Source organism: Rhizobium bangladeshense (assembly GCF_001662075.1).
GTDB classification, from domain to species: Bacteria; Pseudomonadota; Alphaproteobacteria; order Rhizobiales; family Rhizobiaceae; genus Rhizobium; species Rhizobium bangladeshense_B.
Map to the genome: position 1 here is coordinate 29,918 of NZ_LYPL01000004.1, position 15,074 is coordinate 44,991.

17 protein-coding genes are annotated in these 15,074 nt (G+C 61.9%); 10 read left to right on the top strand and 7 right to left on the bottom strand.

Annotated elements, in window-relative coordinates:
• Positions 1-82 precede the first annotated feature (82 nt).
• A complete protein-coding gene (locus tag A7X77_RS10000; protein ID WP_064682797.1) occupies positions 83-2,764 on the top strand; it encodes a cation-translocating P-type ATPase in 2,682 nt (893 codons plus the stop codon).
• A 66-nt stretch (positions 2,765-2,830) separates the two neighbouring features.
• Positions 2,831-3,664, top strand: coding sequence for a universal stress protein (locus tag A7X77_RS10005; protein ID WP_064683082.1), 834 nt, complete (start codon positions 2,831-2,833; stop codon positions 3,662-3,664).
• Positions 3,665-4,088: 424 nt separating this feature from the next.
• Here the strand turns inward: A7X77_RS10005 and A7X77_RS10010 are convergent, their stop codons facing one another.
• Entirely contained in the window at positions 4,089-4,376 is a 288-nt protein-coding gene (locus A7X77_RS10010) for a hypothetical protein (RefSeq protein WP_064682798.1), read from the bottom strand.
• Between the two features lie 125 nt (positions 4,377-4,501).
• On the opposite strand from A7X77_RS10010, the gene A7X77_RS10015 reads away from it, so the two are divergent.
• Complete coding sequence (locus A7X77_RS10015; protein ID WP_082928084.1) at positions 4,502-4,855, top strand: YbaN family protein; 354 nt, start codon at positions 4,502-4,504, stop codon at positions 4,853-4,855.
• 174 nt (positions 4,856-5,029) lie between these two features.
• Here the strand turns inward: A7X77_RS10015 and A7X77_RS10020 are convergent, their stop codons facing one another.
• Genes A7X77_RS10020 through A7X77_RS10035 form a run of 4 tightly spaced genes read right to left on the bottom strand, consistent with a single transcriptional unit; the run spans position 5,030 to position 8,143 of the window.
• On the bottom strand, positions 5,030-6,406 hold the full coding sequence (locus tag A7X77_RS10020) for a 4Fe-4S binding protein (protein WP_064682800.1): 1,377 nt from the start codon (positions 6,404-6,406) through the stop codon (positions 5,030-5,032).
• Entirely contained in the window at positions 6,403-7,254 is an 852-nt protein-coding gene (locus tag A7X77_RS10025) for an FTR1 family iron permease (protein ID WP_064682801.1), read from the bottom strand. Before A7X77_RS10025 ends, A7X77_RS10020 begins: the two co-directional genes overlap by 4 nt.
• Positions 7,251-7,601: a cupredoxin domain-containing protein gene (locus tag A7X77_RS10030; protein ID WP_064682802.1), complete on the bottom strand. Its 351-nt coding sequence runs from the start codon at positions 7,599-7,601 to the stop codon at positions 7,251-7,253. The genes A7X77_RS10025 and A7X77_RS10030 overlap by 4 nt, the downstream gene beginning before the upstream one ends.
• Complete coding sequence (locus tag A7X77_RS10035) at positions 7,601-8,143, bottom strand: iron transporter (protein WP_064682803.1); 543 nt, start codon at positions 8,141-8,143, stop codon at positions 7,601-7,603. Before A7X77_RS10035 ends, A7X77_RS10030 begins: the two co-directional genes overlap by 1 nt.
• 234 nt (positions 8,144-8,377) lie before the next feature.
• On the opposite strand from A7X77_RS10035, the gene A7X77_RS10040 reads away from it, so the two are divergent.
• Positions 8,378-9,058 (top strand): NnrU family protein, encoded by a 681-nt coding sequence (locus A7X77_RS10040; RefSeq protein ID WP_064683083.1) that lies wholly within the window; start codon positions 8,378-8,380, stop codon positions 9,056-9,058.
• On the opposite strand, the gene A7X77_RS32145 is transcribed toward A7X77_RS10040, so the two are convergent.
• Positions 9,013-9,648, bottom strand: coding sequence for a UbiX family flavin prenyltransferase (locus tag A7X77_RS32145; RefSeq protein ID WP_064711977.1), 636 nt, complete (start codon positions 9,646-9,648; stop codon positions 9,013-9,015). The two genes, A7X77_RS10040 and A7X77_RS32145, sit on opposite strands and share 46 nt — an antisense overlap.
• Positions 9,632-11,140 (bottom strand): UbiD family decarboxylase, encoded by a 1,509-nt coding sequence (locus tag A7X77_RS10050; protein WP_064682805.1) that lies wholly within the window; start codon positions 11,138-11,140, stop codon positions 9,632-9,634. Before A7X77_RS10050 ends, A7X77_RS32145 begins: the two co-directional genes overlap by 17 nt.
• A 101-nt stretch (positions 11,141-11,241) precedes the next feature.
• On the opposite strand from A7X77_RS10050, the gene ubiT reads away from it, so the two are divergent.
• From ubiT to A7X77_RS10080, 6 genes are all read left to right on the top strand, one after another.
• Positions 11,242-11,748: a ubiquinone anaerobic biosynthesis accessory factor UbiT gene (gene ubiT, locus A7X77_RS10055; RefSeq protein WP_064682806.1), complete on the top strand. Its 507-nt coding sequence runs from the start codon at positions 11,242-11,244 to the stop codon at positions 11,746-11,748.
• Complete coding sequence (ubiU, locus tag A7X77_RS10060; RefSeq protein WP_064682807.1) at positions 11,739-12,716, top strand: ubiquinone anaerobic biosynthesis protein UbiU; 978 nt, start codon at positions 11,739-11,741, stop codon at positions 12,714-12,716. The genes ubiT and ubiU overlap by 10 nt, the downstream gene beginning before the upstream one ends.
• Positions 12,717-12,722: 6 nt before the next feature.
• Positions 12,723-13,649, top strand: a complete 927-nt coding sequence (ubiV, locus tag A7X77_RS10065) for a ubiquinone anaerobic biosynthesis protein UbiV (protein WP_064682808.1) — start codon at positions 12,723-12,725, stop codon at positions 13,647-13,649.
• A complete protein-coding gene (locus A7X77_RS10070) occupies positions 13,646-14,059 on the top strand; it encodes a hypothetical protein (protein WP_064682809.1) in 414 nt (137 codons plus the stop codon). Before ubiV ends, A7X77_RS10070 begins: the two co-directional genes overlap by 4 nt.
• A 196-nt stretch (positions 14,060-14,255) precedes the next feature.
• Positions 14,256-14,600, top strand: coding sequence for a hypothetical protein (locus A7X77_RS10075; protein ID WP_064682810.1), 345 nt, complete (start codon positions 14,256-14,258; stop codon positions 14,598-14,600).
• 81 nt (positions 14,601-14,681) lie between these two features.
• Positions 14,682-14,861: a twin-arginine translocase TatA/TatE family subunit gene (locus tag A7X77_RS10080; protein ID WP_064682811.1), complete on the top strand. Its 180-nt coding sequence runs from the start codon at positions 14,682-14,684 to the stop codon at positions 14,859-14,861.
• Positions 14,862-15,074: the final 213 nt, after the last annotated feature.

Consider the following 15,074-nt stretch of genomic DNA (forward strand, 5'->3'; position numbering starts at 1 on the left):
ATCCCGGTCAATGACCCATGCGCGGGTGCACGTAGGCTGTCGCGCGAGCTTTCAATGAATCGTTGCGACAAGCCCGGAGCCCATCATGAATCTCACGGCGCAGACACCCGCCCCCACGACGCCCAGAGCGAACGGACTGACGAGCGTCGAGGCCGAGCAACGCCTTGCCGAGCTCGGGCCAAACACGCTGCCCGAGCCTGAGCCCCCATCGCCGCTGAAGGTCTTCCTCGTTCAATTTCGCAACCCGATCATCTACATCCTTTTGCTGGCGTCGGGGCTCTCGTTTGCGACCGGCAGGATCGAAGACGCCCTGTTCATTCTCGTCGTGCTTCTGATCAATGCCTCAATCGGCACGTTCCAGGAGTATTCTGCGGATCGGGCGGCCACCGCCCTTCGCAAGCTCGAGCAGCCGTCGACCAGGGTCATCCGGGACGGCGTGGCTTGCCGGATCGAAGCCAAGCGGCTGGTCGTCGGCGATCTCGTTCTTCTGGAATCCGGCGACCGAATCCCTGCCGATCTGATGCTTGTCGATGCAAGTGATCTCCGGTGCGACGAATCGCTTCTGACCGGCGAGTCGATGCCTGTCCCCAAGGGGCGCTCCGTCGAAGGCTCGTCGGATGAAACTCCCAGTTCCATGCTGCTGCTCGCGGGCTCCCTGGTCACGCGCGGACGAGCCCAGGGCGTCGTGACCGCCACTGGCACGGCGACTATGCTTGGCGGCATCGCCGCCGAGTTGGGAAGAGCCAGTTCGTCGCAGCCCCCGCTCGTCGCCCGTCTGGCCAGGTTCACGAACGCGCTCGCGGTTTTCGTGGGATTGGCAGCTTTGGCGCTGGTCGTCGCGGGCCTGATGCGGGGCCTCCCTCTGCACGATCTTGTCATGATGTCCGTAGGTCTGGCGGTGAGCGCTGTTCCTGAAGGGCTTCCGATCGCGATCTCCGTCGCGCTTGCCGTCAGCATGCGACGGATGGCTGCCCGCAACGTCATCGTCCGAAGCATGCCGGCCGTGGAGGTCCTGGGTTCGACCACGATGATCGCCACGGACAAGACGGGTACCTTGACCAGCAACGTACAGACGGTGACCGAAATTCGCCTGCCTGATGGCACAGACATCGCCCTGGACGCCCATGCCGATCTCGACAGGTGCGAGATCAGGGCGAGCGGCCTGGACGGCGACCTGGTCCGCGAGAGGGCGCGCAGGCTGCTACGCGCTGCACTGCTCGCAAACGAAGGAAGCCTCGTTCGCCGGGACGATCTCTGGGTCGCCGCCGGCGACACGGTCGACGTGGCGCTTCTTGCAGCAGGGCGAAAGGCAGGACTGGCACAGGAAGAGCTGAACGACCGATTCCCGCTGGCTGCAAGGATCGCCTACGAGCCCGAGCAAAAATACGCTGCATCTTTCCATCACGGCAGCGATCGGATCCATGTCTTCGTCAAAGGGGCGTCGGAAGTGCTCATCGAGATGGCGGATCGGATGGACGTTGCGGGCAGCGCGGTCGAGATCGACCGCGCTTCGCTTTTGGCGCAGAAGGAAGAAATGGCTGCTCGGGGCCTCAGGGTGCTCGCCTTCGCCGAAGGGGAAGTCGGCGCGACGCTCGCCGGCAATCTCGGACACGGCCACCTTGTCGATCTCGTGTTCTTGGGGCTGGCCGGACTGCAGGACCCGGTCCGGCCTGAAGTGCCGAATGCTATGAAAGACTGCCACGCGGCCGGCGTGGAGGTCGTGATGGTGACCGGGGACGACCCGCGGACCGCTGCCGCGATCGCCAGAGATGCCGGCCTGGGCTTTCACGCCAGCCAGGTCGTTTCGGGCCACGACATCGATGAGGCTGCACGAGCGGGCGACCGACGCCTAGACGAGATTACGAGAGAGGCCCGCATCTACGCCCGCGTGCAGCCGGCGCAAAAATCGGCGATCGTCGCATCCCTGATCCGCAATGGCCACATCGTCGCGGTGACCGGAGACGGTGTGAACGACGGTCCGGCGCTGAAGAAGGCGCATGTCGGCGTCGCGATGGGGCTCAGGGGAACCGAGGTGGCGAAGGAGAGCGCCGATTTGGTCGTCACCGACGACAACTTTGCATCCATCGTCGCGGGGATCGCGGAAGGCCGGTCAGCCTATCGCAACATACGCAAGGTGGTGCTGATGTCGGTCGCAACAGGCGCCGCCGAGGTCCTGCTCTTCATGCTCGCGCTGCCATTCGGCCTGCCCATGCCGCTCCTCCCCGTTCAGCTTCTATGGCTCAATCTCGTGACAAACGGTATCCAGGACGTTGCTCTTGCAGGTGGCAGGCCGGAAGGAGACGAGCTGGCGGGTCCGCCGCGTTCTCCGCTAGAGCCCGTCCTCGACCGGACGATGATCCGGCGCGTCGTCCAATCGACGATCGTGATCGGCGGAGCAGCGTTCCTCGCCTTCCAGTGGATGATTGCGCATGGATATGGCGTTCCCGAAGCCCGCAACATAACGCTTCTCATCTTCGTGCTGTTCGAGAACGTCCAGACTCTGGCATGCTCCTCCGAAAGACGGTCGATATTCTCAATCGATATCCTTCGGAACCGCTTTCTACTCCTCAGCGTGCTCGCGGCACAGACGATCCACATCTCGGCGATGTACATACCTTGGCTCAGCGGAACTCTTGGCCTTTCGCCGATCACGCTTCTTGAATGGGGTCTCAGCATGCTGATGGCCAGCTCCCTCGTTTTCGTGACCGAGGTCGACAAGTTTTTCTCCCGGAGACGCCGCGATCGTTCATCCCGTGTTGCTTGACGAAGATCAAAGACGTCGCCGCAAGTGCCGTTATCCTCTCGATATTCAACAAGAGAGGTGATCGAAATGTCCATTCGCACGGTTTTGAGCATTCTGAGTCCCAAGTATTTCGGTGACGACCTGAAGGCTGCCGCGGAGTTTTGCGAAGCCTCAGGAGCGCATCTCAGCGCGGTCGTGATCTGCATGGGAGCGTCGCCAACGACGGGAGGATACAGCTCCCTGTCGACCGTCTGGCTGGAAGAACGCCAGCGCGAAATCGAGGAACTCGTCAAGCAAGCCGAAGAGATCAAGGCGTTTCTCTCGAGCACCGAACTGTCCTATGACGTCCAGGACGTCTATACGGAATATGCTTTTGCGCGGGAGGATATCGCAGAACGGGCACTCTATGCTGACGTCGTACTCGTCGGTCGCCAAGCCTGCAAGGACGAAGAACTCCAGAGACGTGTCATTGAAGGCGCTCTGTTCCAGACGCCGACGCCGGTCATCATCAACCGCGGACGGCGGCCGCTCTCTTCCACTTCCAAGTCGATCTTACTGGCGTGGGATTCGAGCGACGAGGCGTCGCGGGCCGCAAGGCAGGCCCTCGACCTGCTGAAGACGGCGGACTGCGTCTACGTGACGATGGTCGATCCAGTCTCGCGAGAGCGGGTGAATGGAGAAGAACCGGGCGCCGACATCGCGAGGTTCCTCTCCCGTCACGGGGTCAAGGTTCAGGTGGACCGCGTGGCCAGCGGCGGAAACGCGGCCGACGAGGTCCTGAGGCGGCATGCGATGGACGTGAACGCCGATCTGATCGTCATGGGAGCATACAATCACCCTCGCTGGCAGCAGACCCTCTTCGGAGGCGTGACGCGCAACATGATCGAGCAAAGCAGCATGCCAATATTCATGGCTCACTGAAGGGATGAACCCGGCGGCACGCGTGCGTCCCGCCGGCTCGCTCAGGCCGACGCTGTTGTCGAGGTGGTCAGCGAAATAGCCGACCGCCGACGTATCTGCCGCCGAGAAGAGCGACGTCAACTCCTTTACGCGGCGCCCGCCGTCGCACGCTCAGTCTCGAAAAATCTGTCGAGTACCGCCTCTTCGGGCGAAGCATGTTCTTTGAAGCAGACTATACCTTGTCGAGGGCCGACTTCACTTGCCGGCACTACTTCCCGGCCGACACTACTTTCCGATCGAGCCGCTCGACAACCAGCGGCCTGCTTTTCCTTGCTCGCGCCAGGCAGTCCGATCAACACGAATCTCATCAACGCAGTTCTTTGCTGCAGATCGGTCTTTAGTTTTTCGTGGCAGCAAGGCGGCGAGGCGTCGCTTCATCGAGCACCTAGTGCAAGCGCGACCGTTCCAGCTTCCACGCGGTGACGTCGCTGGCGGAGACGCTTAACCGGGAGTGGGGGGAACCTTCGTCACTCAGGATTTTCGAAGTCGCTATTTCGCAGATCGCGCCGAGGCTCTGCTGAAGCCGGGTCTCGTCGGCCCGAGGCGGGTTGGCCATCTCGCAGAGCGCGGCGCGATCGACTACGATCACACGATGGGCGCCTGCATGTTCCATCACCACGACGCCCGCCTCGCCGGATGATTTCAGAAACGCGGTAACGAACCTCGGCAGCATCGCACTCTCCATGTCGTGCAGTTGATGGAGAGCATGGTAGACGTCCGCGCAAATCCGTCTTTGAGGGATGTCAAAGAAGGGAACGCTCTCCAAGTCTATAGTCGTTGAAAATCTTGGAGATGAAGATGCGTACCCTGATGATGACGGTCGCCTGGGCCTCGGTCGCCGCTGCAATCGTCGGTATTTTCCTGCCTCTGCTTCCGACGACGCCATTTTTGCTGCTATCGGCGGGAATATTCGCCCGCACCTCGCCAAGGTTCGAGTCCTGGCTTCTGGATCATCCATGGTTCGGCGCTTCGGTAAGGGCATGGCGCGAGCGTGGAGCGATCAGATCAAGGGCGAAGGCTGTGGCGGCGCTGACCATCGCGGCCAGCTTCCTGCTCCTCGTCTGGCTTGATCCCGGTCCCTTGCCACTCGCAGTCGCCGCTACCATCCTCAGCGCCTGTGTCGCATTCATCATCACCCGTCCGTCGGCGTGACCTTTCTGCAAGAACCTCAGCAAAGAACCGTGACAATGCAAAAGAAATCAAGACCATTCGTCGTCGAGATCAAAAAGTCTCGGCAACGGAGGCCGCAGTGCGTCTCGACCCCTCCCGTCGCCGCGCCAATTGGCGACCGCCCGCAAGAGCAGCTCTTGGTCGTGGAATGGTCTTCTACAGGAACGAAGCCAGCCAGGTCGCGCAGAACAAGGCGGTCGCTATGACCGCCGGAACCGTAGCGAGGATGCGGCGGGCGATTTCTTTGCTATAGACGCCCCCAATCCTGAAAAACAGCGCCGACGACCATACGCCGCAAAGAACGACTGCTGCTCCGCGGCTCGCATCGACTCCGGGAAGAACTACGCCATCCGAGCCTAGCTGGCTCGTGGTCAGCGCAAGGAGGCCGCAGAAAAGCGACGCGCTGGCGAGCGGAATGAAAGCCTGCGCGAGATGATTAACGATCCGCCTCGGACGACGAAGGATCGCAGCGGCGGCGGCGAGAGGAAGCGCGAACGCGACGGTGGCGGCGAGCGCACCCAGGCACACGAGTACTAGAAAGGAGACCGCGTCTACGACGTTCATGACGTCGTTGACCGATGGGTAGTTGGTGAGAAGCCACCAGGGAATTCGCAGAGAGAGCGGCCAGGACCAGCTCATGTCGACGCAGAGTTCGACAAGCCATTGCCGAATGGACTGGAACACGCCGCTAGCCGTCCAATGAAGCGCCGTTGGCACCAGACCCAAAAGCACCGGGACGATGAGGATCGTGTCCCAACGGGTCGCCATCCGCCCGGAGCCGAATACGATATCCGAGGACGGCTTGCGCCAGGCGAGCCGTATCGCGCCCCGATGCCCGCTGCAGCGGCCGCACATATGACAGGCCGAACTTCCCTGCATCGTCTTGATCGGAACGAGCGGTGCGCAATTCACACCTGAGCCGCCCACTGCGGCCGAACGTTTCCAAACCTCCGGGTACACTCGAAAATGCAGCGGCGCGATTTTCGAAACGACCCCGAGGACCCCGCTCACCGGGCACAAGAACCTGCACCATACGCGCTTTGACTTGCCATATCGGGCTCCGACGACCGTCGCCGCGAGCGTCGATCCTCCGAGCAGCAGTGCGGCGGGCTTAGGGTACTGGTAGACGCTCGTGAGCTGCCCATAGATGGTGGTCGTAACGAATGCGACGACAGGCCAGCCGGACCATTTCATCCAGCTCGGAATGGCCCGACCTGCACCTCGCTCGCTCGCAAACTCCGAGAGCGATCCTTCGGGGCAAAGGAGTCCGCACCAAAATCTGCCGACTAGCGCCGTCCCCAGGATCACAAAGGGCCACCACACGCCCCAGAATACGAACTGTACGAACCGCGACAGATTATTCCAGATGTAGTCGCTGCTGCCCGGCAGCGGAAGCAGCAGCGGGATGACGAGGAGCGATAGGTAAGCCATGATCATGACCCATTGCGCTCGGCGGATAAGGCCCTGATGCGCGAGAAGGACGTCGCCGAGACCACCGGCAAAACTGCGCGTGACTGTCTGGACAGCGTTCATGCGTGAGCCTTGTCCCCGGCCGCCTGTGCGTAGGCCAGCGACGCCGTCATCCAGTAGAAGCCCAGAGCGAGGAGTGGGAGAAGCTCGGGTCTCGAGCGATAGCCTGCCAGACCTGAGAAGAAGGCGCCCGCCCCCGCCGCATCGTCCAATATCCAGCTCGTGTCCCAAAGCGGCGACGTCAGCGTCGACACGATCCCAAGCGAGATCGCTCTGTCAACCGCAGTCATCATCAGGCCACTTCCGAGGATCAGGATCAGCACCTGGCTCGTCATCGACAGTGCTCTTTTGGAGAATACCGACGCGCCGGATCTAAGGGCCAGGAAGGTCAAACACGCCGTCGCGAGCCCGAGTGCGCCGGAACCGGCCACGAGCGATGCGCTCTCATCCGAGCCGGAAAGCATTCCGTACAGGAAGACGACCGTTTCGGCGCCTTCTCTCGCCACGGCAAGTGCGGAAAGCAGACCGAGCGAGGCCCAGTTCCGGGCTTTCCCAAGTCCGGCAGCCTGCGACTTCAGGTCCCTGGACTGGCTGCGCACGGTCCCCTGCATCCAGAACACCATGCGGAGCATGAGGCAGGACGCCAACGAGGCGAGCACGAGTTGAAGGGCGTCTTCGCCGTCACCATCGAGGATATCGGCTGCGCTGGTCATGAGGAAGGCCAGTCCCACGGCGGCGATCAGTCCGACCGCCGCGCCGCCGGCGATCGACCTCGCCGCTCGCCGCCGGACGGCCGCCCCCTCGTGTACCGTCCAGGCGAGAAGGATTCCGATGATCAGCAGGGCCTCGAAGGATTCCCTCCACACGACGGAAGCGATCCTGAAGGATTGGAGGAGGACGTCCGCTGTCATCGCGCAATCAGTTTGGCTGGTGGCATGTCGAGGTGAAAGTCGTCGAAGAAGGCGTACTCGCCCACCTGCAAAGATCTGAAGACGAGAAAGCTCGAAGCTCCCGGCGCGAGCACTTTTTCCTTGCGGAGCGGGATGCTCTCGAACTCGATCGGAGTGGAACCGTCGTTATGAAGTTCCAGCTTGAAGCGCTTGTTCGCCGGAACCGCGATAACCGCGGGCGAAATCACGCCGTTGCTGAAGTGGACGTCGAAGACCGGGTCCTCGTCCTCGGCGGCCGCAGGAGGCGGCCCGACAAGAGCTGCCGCGAGCGCCAGCGTCAGGACGGTCGAAGGTCTGATCGCCTCCATCAGTAACCGCCCTTCTTTCCGACCCCCGCGAACACGAACTGATAGTCTAAACTGAATGCCTCCGGCCACTCGGCGACGCCAGTTTCCTTGTCGACGTGCCGACCGAACGACATCATCCCGTGCCCTCCCGGATGAACGGTCAGCTCGAGGGCGTAGCGGCCCGGACCCGAAAGTTTGACATTGTCTCCGTAGTGCGGGCCGTCGCTGGCCACCATCGCCTCCAGAGCGCCGGCCGCTTCCGCACCGCTGTCCAGGTTCTTCACTTTATATTCGACGTGAAGATTGGGAACCCAGTCGCCCTCCGCGAATCCATTCGCGTTGTCGCCGGTGGCGTGAATGTCCGCTTCCAGATGGACGTCTGACTCCGCGGCGGGCCGCATCATTCCGGGAGGATCCATCTCGATCGGCTGCAGGTACACCGCGGCCACTTCCATCCCGCCGGCAACCTGAGGTGCGCCAATGGGAAATTCAGCGGCATTCAGGACTAGCGGCATCGCGGCCAAGGCAACGGGAGCGAAACAAATGGAACGAATTCGGAGCATGATCACAGGCCTTCAAAGATGACTAATGCCGTCACCTTTAAGTGGGTGAAAGACCAGGCTCTTTGCGCTGGCGCAAAGACGCACGCAGATCTCGGCGTCGAGCCGGTCCGATCCAACCTGTCTTCGGATTGTCGAGGATTTCAGCCGCACAAGGTGTTGCAGATTATGATTGACGGCGATCAAATTTGGCGGAAGGCGGATCTGCTATGGATGGAGGGTCTCCAGGAGGCCCTCATGATTTCGTTCATTGCTGCATTTGCAGTCTTCCTACTTCTCCATTCCATCCCCGCGATCCCAGCGGTGCGGGCTGGCGTCATTTCACAGGTAGGCAAACCAGTCTATCTGATCAGCTACTCGGTTGTATCGATAGCGGCGCTCGTCTGGCTGTTTTCAGCCGCACTGTCTCTCGATTACGTTCCGCTTTGGGATCTGCGGCCATGGCACGCGGCGGCAGCCTTCGTCCTCGCACCGCTGGGTGGCTTCCTGGTGCTCGCCGGCCTGTTTAGTGAAAACCCGCTTTCGGTCGCAGTGAGGTCCTCGGAAAGAAGCGGGGCCGTGGTGCAGGTGACAAGGCACCCGGTACTCTGGGGCTTCGCCATCTGGGCGTCTGGACATATCGTCGCGAACGGGGACCTCCGGTCGCTCCTGCTGTTCGGAGGATTCGCGCTCTTCGCTCTCGCGGCCATTCCCATGGCTGAGAAACGAGCGCGCCGACGCCTCGGCGGTCGGTGGCGGGCGTTGTCGGAAGGGACCTCGATCGTTCCACTCGCGCGTCTTTTCTCGTGGCGGCGCCCAAGAGTGGACCCGCCCATGCTTCTCGCCGCCGCACTTACCGCCGGAATTTCATGCTGGCTCCTCCTGGGAGACGGTCATGCGACGCTCTTCGGAGCGGACCCGATCGCCGTCCTCGGCTGAACGAAAGAGGCCTCTCCCGTCCATGGTCGCGACTGATGTGGCATGTTAAGGCCGAGGAGGTCGATGGCCCGGCCAGCCAGATGGTCGACGACCTCCTGGAGAGACTGTGGCAGGTTGTAGAAGGCAGGCACCGGCGGCATGACGATGGCCCCCATTTCGGTAACGGACGTCATGTTGCGGAGGTGACCGAGATGAAGGGGCGTTTCACGCGTCAGGAGGACCAGTCGTCGACGCTCCTTGAGTTGGACGTCGGCGGCACGTGTCAGAAGGTTTTCTGACAAGCCCGTCGCGACTGCGGCAAGCGTCTTCATCGAGCAAGGCGCGACGATCATGCCGGAGACCGGAAAGGAACCGCTCGCGATCGCCGCGCCGACGTCCTTGTGGTCGTAGCATCGATGCGCCTTGAGAAGCATCCTGCCGTGAGCCTCGGGGCCGAGCTCGTGTGCCAGGGTGCGCCGTCCGCCGGCTGTGACGACGAGATGCACTCTGACACCTAGGGCCGTCAGTCGTTCCAGAACTGCGACACCAAGCGCCGCGCCCGATGCACCGCTCACTCCTACGACCACGTCGTGATCACCGTGCGAGTCCACGTCCGATCCTTTCCCAGATTTCGTCCGCGCGTTTTGTCAACTCTTCCGGCATGCGAAGTTCCCGTCCCCATTCCCGCTCTGTCTCGACGCCGATCTTGTTGGTGGCGTCCATTCCCATTTTCGTGCCCAGTCCAGCTTTTTGAGATGCGAAATCGAGGTAGTCGATCGGTGTGTTCTCGAGGACGACGAGATCGCGCGCGGCGTCAAAACGTGTCGAGATCGCCCAAAGCACGTCGTCCCATCGGCGGACCGGAACGTTGGCATCGACGATAATGACGAGCTTCGTGTAGTTGAACTGCGGGAGCATCGACCACAACCCCATCATCACGCGGCGAGCCTGGCCGGGGTAACTCTTGTCGATGGCGACGACGGCGGCACGGTAGGAGCAGGCCTCCGGTGGCAGCCAGATGTCCGTTATCTCCGGGAACTGGCGTTTCGCGATGGGGACGAACAGTTCGTTCATCGCTTCGCCGAGTACGGAAGGCTCGTCCGGTGGACGGCCGGTGTAGGTGGTCAGATAGACCGGAGACCGCCGGCTGGTGATTGCGCTCAGATGGAGGACGGGGAAGGATTCCACGCAGTTGTAATAGCCGGTGTGGTCGCCATACGGCCCCTCCGGCGCCGTCTCGTCCTTGGACACGAATCCTTCGAGGACGATCTCCGCGTGCGCGGGGACGGACAGCGGCACGGTGCGACACTTCGTAACCTGGGTACGCGATCCCCTTAGAAGGCCGGCGAAATTCAACTCGCTCATTCCTTCGGGCAGTGGAATGACCGCCGAGAGGATCGTCGCCGGATCGGCGCCGATGACGACCGCCACCGGCATGTCCAATCCCTTCCGTTGCCACTGCCGGAAATGTTTCGCACCGCCCCGATGGGCAAGCCAGCGCACGATCAAGGAATTCCTGTCACGGACCTGCATGCGGTAGACGCCCACGTTGACGTCCTCCGGGTCGTCGGGGCTGCAGGTGATGACCAACGGCCATGTGACGAGCGGCGCTGGTTCGCCCGGCCAGCACCATTGGATCGGCAGCCGACCCAGATCAATTTCGTCTTCTTTGACGACCACCTCCTGACACGGCGCCTTTCCGGAATAGCGAGGACGCATGGCCGACGCGGCCTTTAGAAGCGGTATCTTGCTCCAGGCGTCGACAAGGGATTTCGGCGGGCTCGGCCGCTGCAGCTCCGCCAGCTCGTCCGCGAGACGAGGAAGGCCGCCGGTACAGAGGCCGAAGCCCAGTTCGATCCGTTCCCGCGTCCCAAAAAGATTGGCGACGACCGGCACGTCCGACGTTCTCCCGGAGGCGTCGACCGGCCGCTTGAACAGCAGGGCCGGCCCCGCCTCGTGCAGCACTTTTTGATGGAGGGCCGTAACCTCGTGCACAAGCGACACCGGCTCCTCCACGGCGACCAGCAGTCCCCGCCTCTCCAGGTCGAGAAGGAATCCCTGTAGGTCGACATGCTTCTGAACGTTTCGAAAGTCTTTCAACATCCGTCAGCAATCGCATCGCGAAACGGTCCGGTCTTTGTCGAAGATCAAACAGCTACCCGTCGAACGAAACTAAAGTGCCCCGTCAAACCAAAGAGGCCCCAATGCTCGCTCCAGCCCGCCTGATGGCGACTGCAAGGTTGGTCCCGTTGCCGATCGCGGCGCGGATCGCCGACCTGCTTCTACAGCAAGTCCTACGAACTCACCCGAAACTGTTCGACCGCCTGGGCGAACATCGGACCACGCGTTTCGCGTTCGTTCCGACGGATTTTCCATTTTCGTTTTCAGTTCGGCCCACGGAGCGCTCGGTGCAGACGGCCAGACGTGGCAAGCTGCCCGAGGCGGACGCCACCATCACCGGACCGCTGGTGCTGATGCTGGCGCTCGCCGAGGGCCGGGTGGACGGAGACGCGCTCTTCTTCGCCCGTAGGCTTGTCGTGACCGGAGACATGGAAGCAGTGCTCGCCCTGCGAAACGCGCTCGACGACAACGAGATCGATCTCGTCCGATCGATGAGCAAGCTCGCCGGACCAATGGGCGGCTTGACTGCAAAGGTCATGGACGCAGCTCGACGCCAAGCCCTCAAGACGCAGGGCGTGCGATGGAACTGATCTGCCCCGCAGGAACCCCGGCCTCGTTCCGGGAAGCCGTCGACGCTGGCGCCGATGCCGTCTACTGCGGCTTCCGCGATGAGACGAACGCCCGCAACTTTCCCGGTCTGAACTTCGACGTCCCCGAGCTTCGCGGGGCCATCGCATACGCCCGCGCCCGCAAAGTGAAGACTTTCGTGGCCCTGAACACGTTCATGACCGCCGGCAAGGAGGACCTCTGGTATCGGCGAGCCAATGAAGCGACGGAAGCGGGCGCCGACGCCCTGATCGTCGCCGACTTCGGCCTCATGGCGCATGTGGCCGAACATCATCCGGGGCAGCGGCTGCACGTCTCCGTCCAGGCCTCGGCCTCGAATCCGGATGCGTTGGCCTTCCTTGTGGAAAGTTTCGGAGCGGCGCGCGTGGTCCTGCCACGAACCTTGACGATCCAGGACATCGCCAAGATCGCCCGACGCGTCGCATGCGAGCTCGAGGTCTTCGTGTTCGGCGGGCTTTGCGTAATGGCGGAAGGCCGTTGCTCACTTTCCTCGTATGCAACGGGGAAGTCGCCAAACATGAACGGCGTCTGCTCCCCGGCCAGCCACGTGCGCTATCACCAGTCGGGAAACGACATGGTTTCGGATCTGGGCGGCTTCACGATCAACCGCTTCGAGGCGGGAGAGGCGACGGGATATCCGACTCTCTGCAAGGGGCGATTCGAGATCGGCGACAGCAAAACCTACGCCTTCGAAGATCCCGTCTCCCTCGACGTGATGGACCAGCTCGACGAACTCCGGGATGCAGGAGTGAAGGCGCTGAAGGTCGAAGGTCGGCAGCGTGGCAAGGCTTACATTTCCGAAGTCGTATCTACGCTGCGCGCCACCTTGAAGGCGGCCCCGGCCGACCGCGCCCGCCTGATGGCGCGCCTTAAGGCACTGAGCGAGGGCCAGCAGACGACGCAAGGCGCGTACGTGAAGCGGTGGAGATAGGACGTGATGAATCCCCTCCACCTCACCCTTGGGCCGCTCCTCTACCTTTGGCCGACTGAAAAGTGGCGCGACTTTTATTACAGGATCGCCGACGAGGCGCCCGTCGACGTCGTCGTTCTTGGGGAGACGGTCTGCTCCAAGCGGCTCCACTTCATGGAAGGCGAAATGGCCGCGGTCGTCGATCGGCTAGAAAACGCCGGCAAGATCGTAAGGTTCTCGACACTCGCCCTCGCCACGCTCGACCGGGAATCGAAGTACCAGAGGACGGTGGCCGAAGAGGACACCCACCTCGTCGAGGCGAACGATCTTTCGGCCCTCCAGCTCCTGAAAGGTCGCCCACACTCGATCGGTCCTTTCGTCAACGTCTACAACGGCGCTACGGCGAGGCTTCTCGCACGCAACGGAGCGACGAGTATCTGCCTGCCGCCTGAAATCCCGGCGGCGTCGGTGATGGAGATTACGAGGTCGTGTCCCGGTCCGGAGTTCGAGCTTTTCGCCTTCGGCCGGATCCCGCTTGCCATCTCGGCGAGATGCGCTCACGCCCGTTCGAAAGGCAAGATGAAGGACAACTGCCAGTTCGTCTGCCAGGACGATCCCGATGGCCTACCCGTCAACACGCTCTCCGGACAGCCGTTCCTGGCGTTGAATGGCGTTCAGACGGTTTCGCATGCCTGCCAGGCCCTTCTCGAAGGGCCGGCCGAAATGCTTTCGCTCGGAGTCTCGTCTTTGAGGCTTTCTCCACAGAACTGCGACATGGCGCTCGTGGCCCGGCTTTTTGTCGATCTCTGTCGAGGAAATATCGAATCGGACGAGGCAGCCGCCTGCTTGCGGAACGTCTTTCCGGCCGCGCCGCTTTCCAACGGCTTCCACTACGCCGTGGCTGGTGCGGAGTGGGTATCGAGGCTCAAAAACTCTCAAGGACACACGCGATGACGAGACTGATGGAATCACCGTGCAGCAAAGACAGAGCCTTGTCGGCTCTTCGCCAGATCAAGGCGTTCGCGAAGCAGCCGGAGGTGGGCTGCGGCTGCTCGACCGTCGTGGGCGAGGTCCTGACCAACCTCGGGCCGGCGGAGCGCGCGGCGGTCGTCCGGGAGCTTTTCGCGTCGGCGGTTCGGCAAAGATCGAAAGCGGGGACGCTGCTGGAACTTCTTCGCGAGTTGGATCAGCTCGGACCTGCGACGGACATCGGGGAACTGGAGGAGGCGGCGATGATCTTCGATGATCTCGCCGAGCAGGCACGTCTGGGCTCTCAACTTCTTCGCGCTTTCACCTTCAACAGACGCGACCTCCGTCGACCGCCGGATGAAAGTCCCGCCTTGGCAGCGGAGGCGGGACGATGACGTATTCATGCCGCCAGAACCTCCATCTAGATATTCTCGAACTGGTTAGTTCGGGCGTCTTTCTCGGAGGCGAAGCTCAATCAACCTTGGAAGCCTATCTCCTGGATGCGCGAACGTCCTTCCGCATCGCAAGTTATGCAGCGGCAGCGCCGGATAGCCGCCCGAGAGGCGCTTGGTTCAAGCGGGACCGCCCGTCATGAAGCCGTGGTCGTCCATCGAGTTCGACGGGGGAAGCATGACCGGGAGCCTTTTCTTGCAGATCGGTCAGAAAGCATCGTGCGGAATTGTCGTCAAGGTAACCCGGCGGGCCATCCTAAACGTCGCATCGCCTCCTCGGGCCACCGAGGAACGCTTCGCTCAACACGTCGAATTCTTCAAGACGATCGCATTGGAAAAGTTTCACCGCGTCGCTTCCTGCGGACGGATCGACGTCACCGCCGAAGATGTGCGGGTCTGGCGCAGCCGCTACGGCCCGCCTCTTCCGACCGACGGGCAAAGAAGCGGACGCATCTCGCCTTTGCCGCGAATATCTTCATCGTGATCGCGCAGCCGATTGATCTGCAACAAACGAGAGTGCATCAGCTTCGGATAGTCTATCGGCGTCCAATGAAGGGAGACGTCCATGGGAAGTTTTAGCGCGTGGCACTGGGCCGTTGTACTTGTCGTAATCCTGATCTTTTTCGGACGAGGAAAAGTCCCTGAATTGATGGGCGACGTCGCCCAAGGTATCAGAGCCTTTAAGAGAGGCCTCCGCGACGACCAGCGGACCGATGGCGAACTGGACCAGCAGGACAAGCTCTAGGAGTTGCAATCTCGCCTAAATGCGACGATCGCCGCATGGAAGGCAGATCCGCCATGAAGTGACGCCGGACGTTGACGCAAGTCAATGAGCTTTGTCACCCCAGGCGGACAAATAGCTGACACCCGCGTCAAAGGTAAGGAGACACGAGATGATGCCAGTGGTCGTTCATGCTGCTCTTGACGAACGCGAGCGGTCGGGAAGAATTGAATTCCG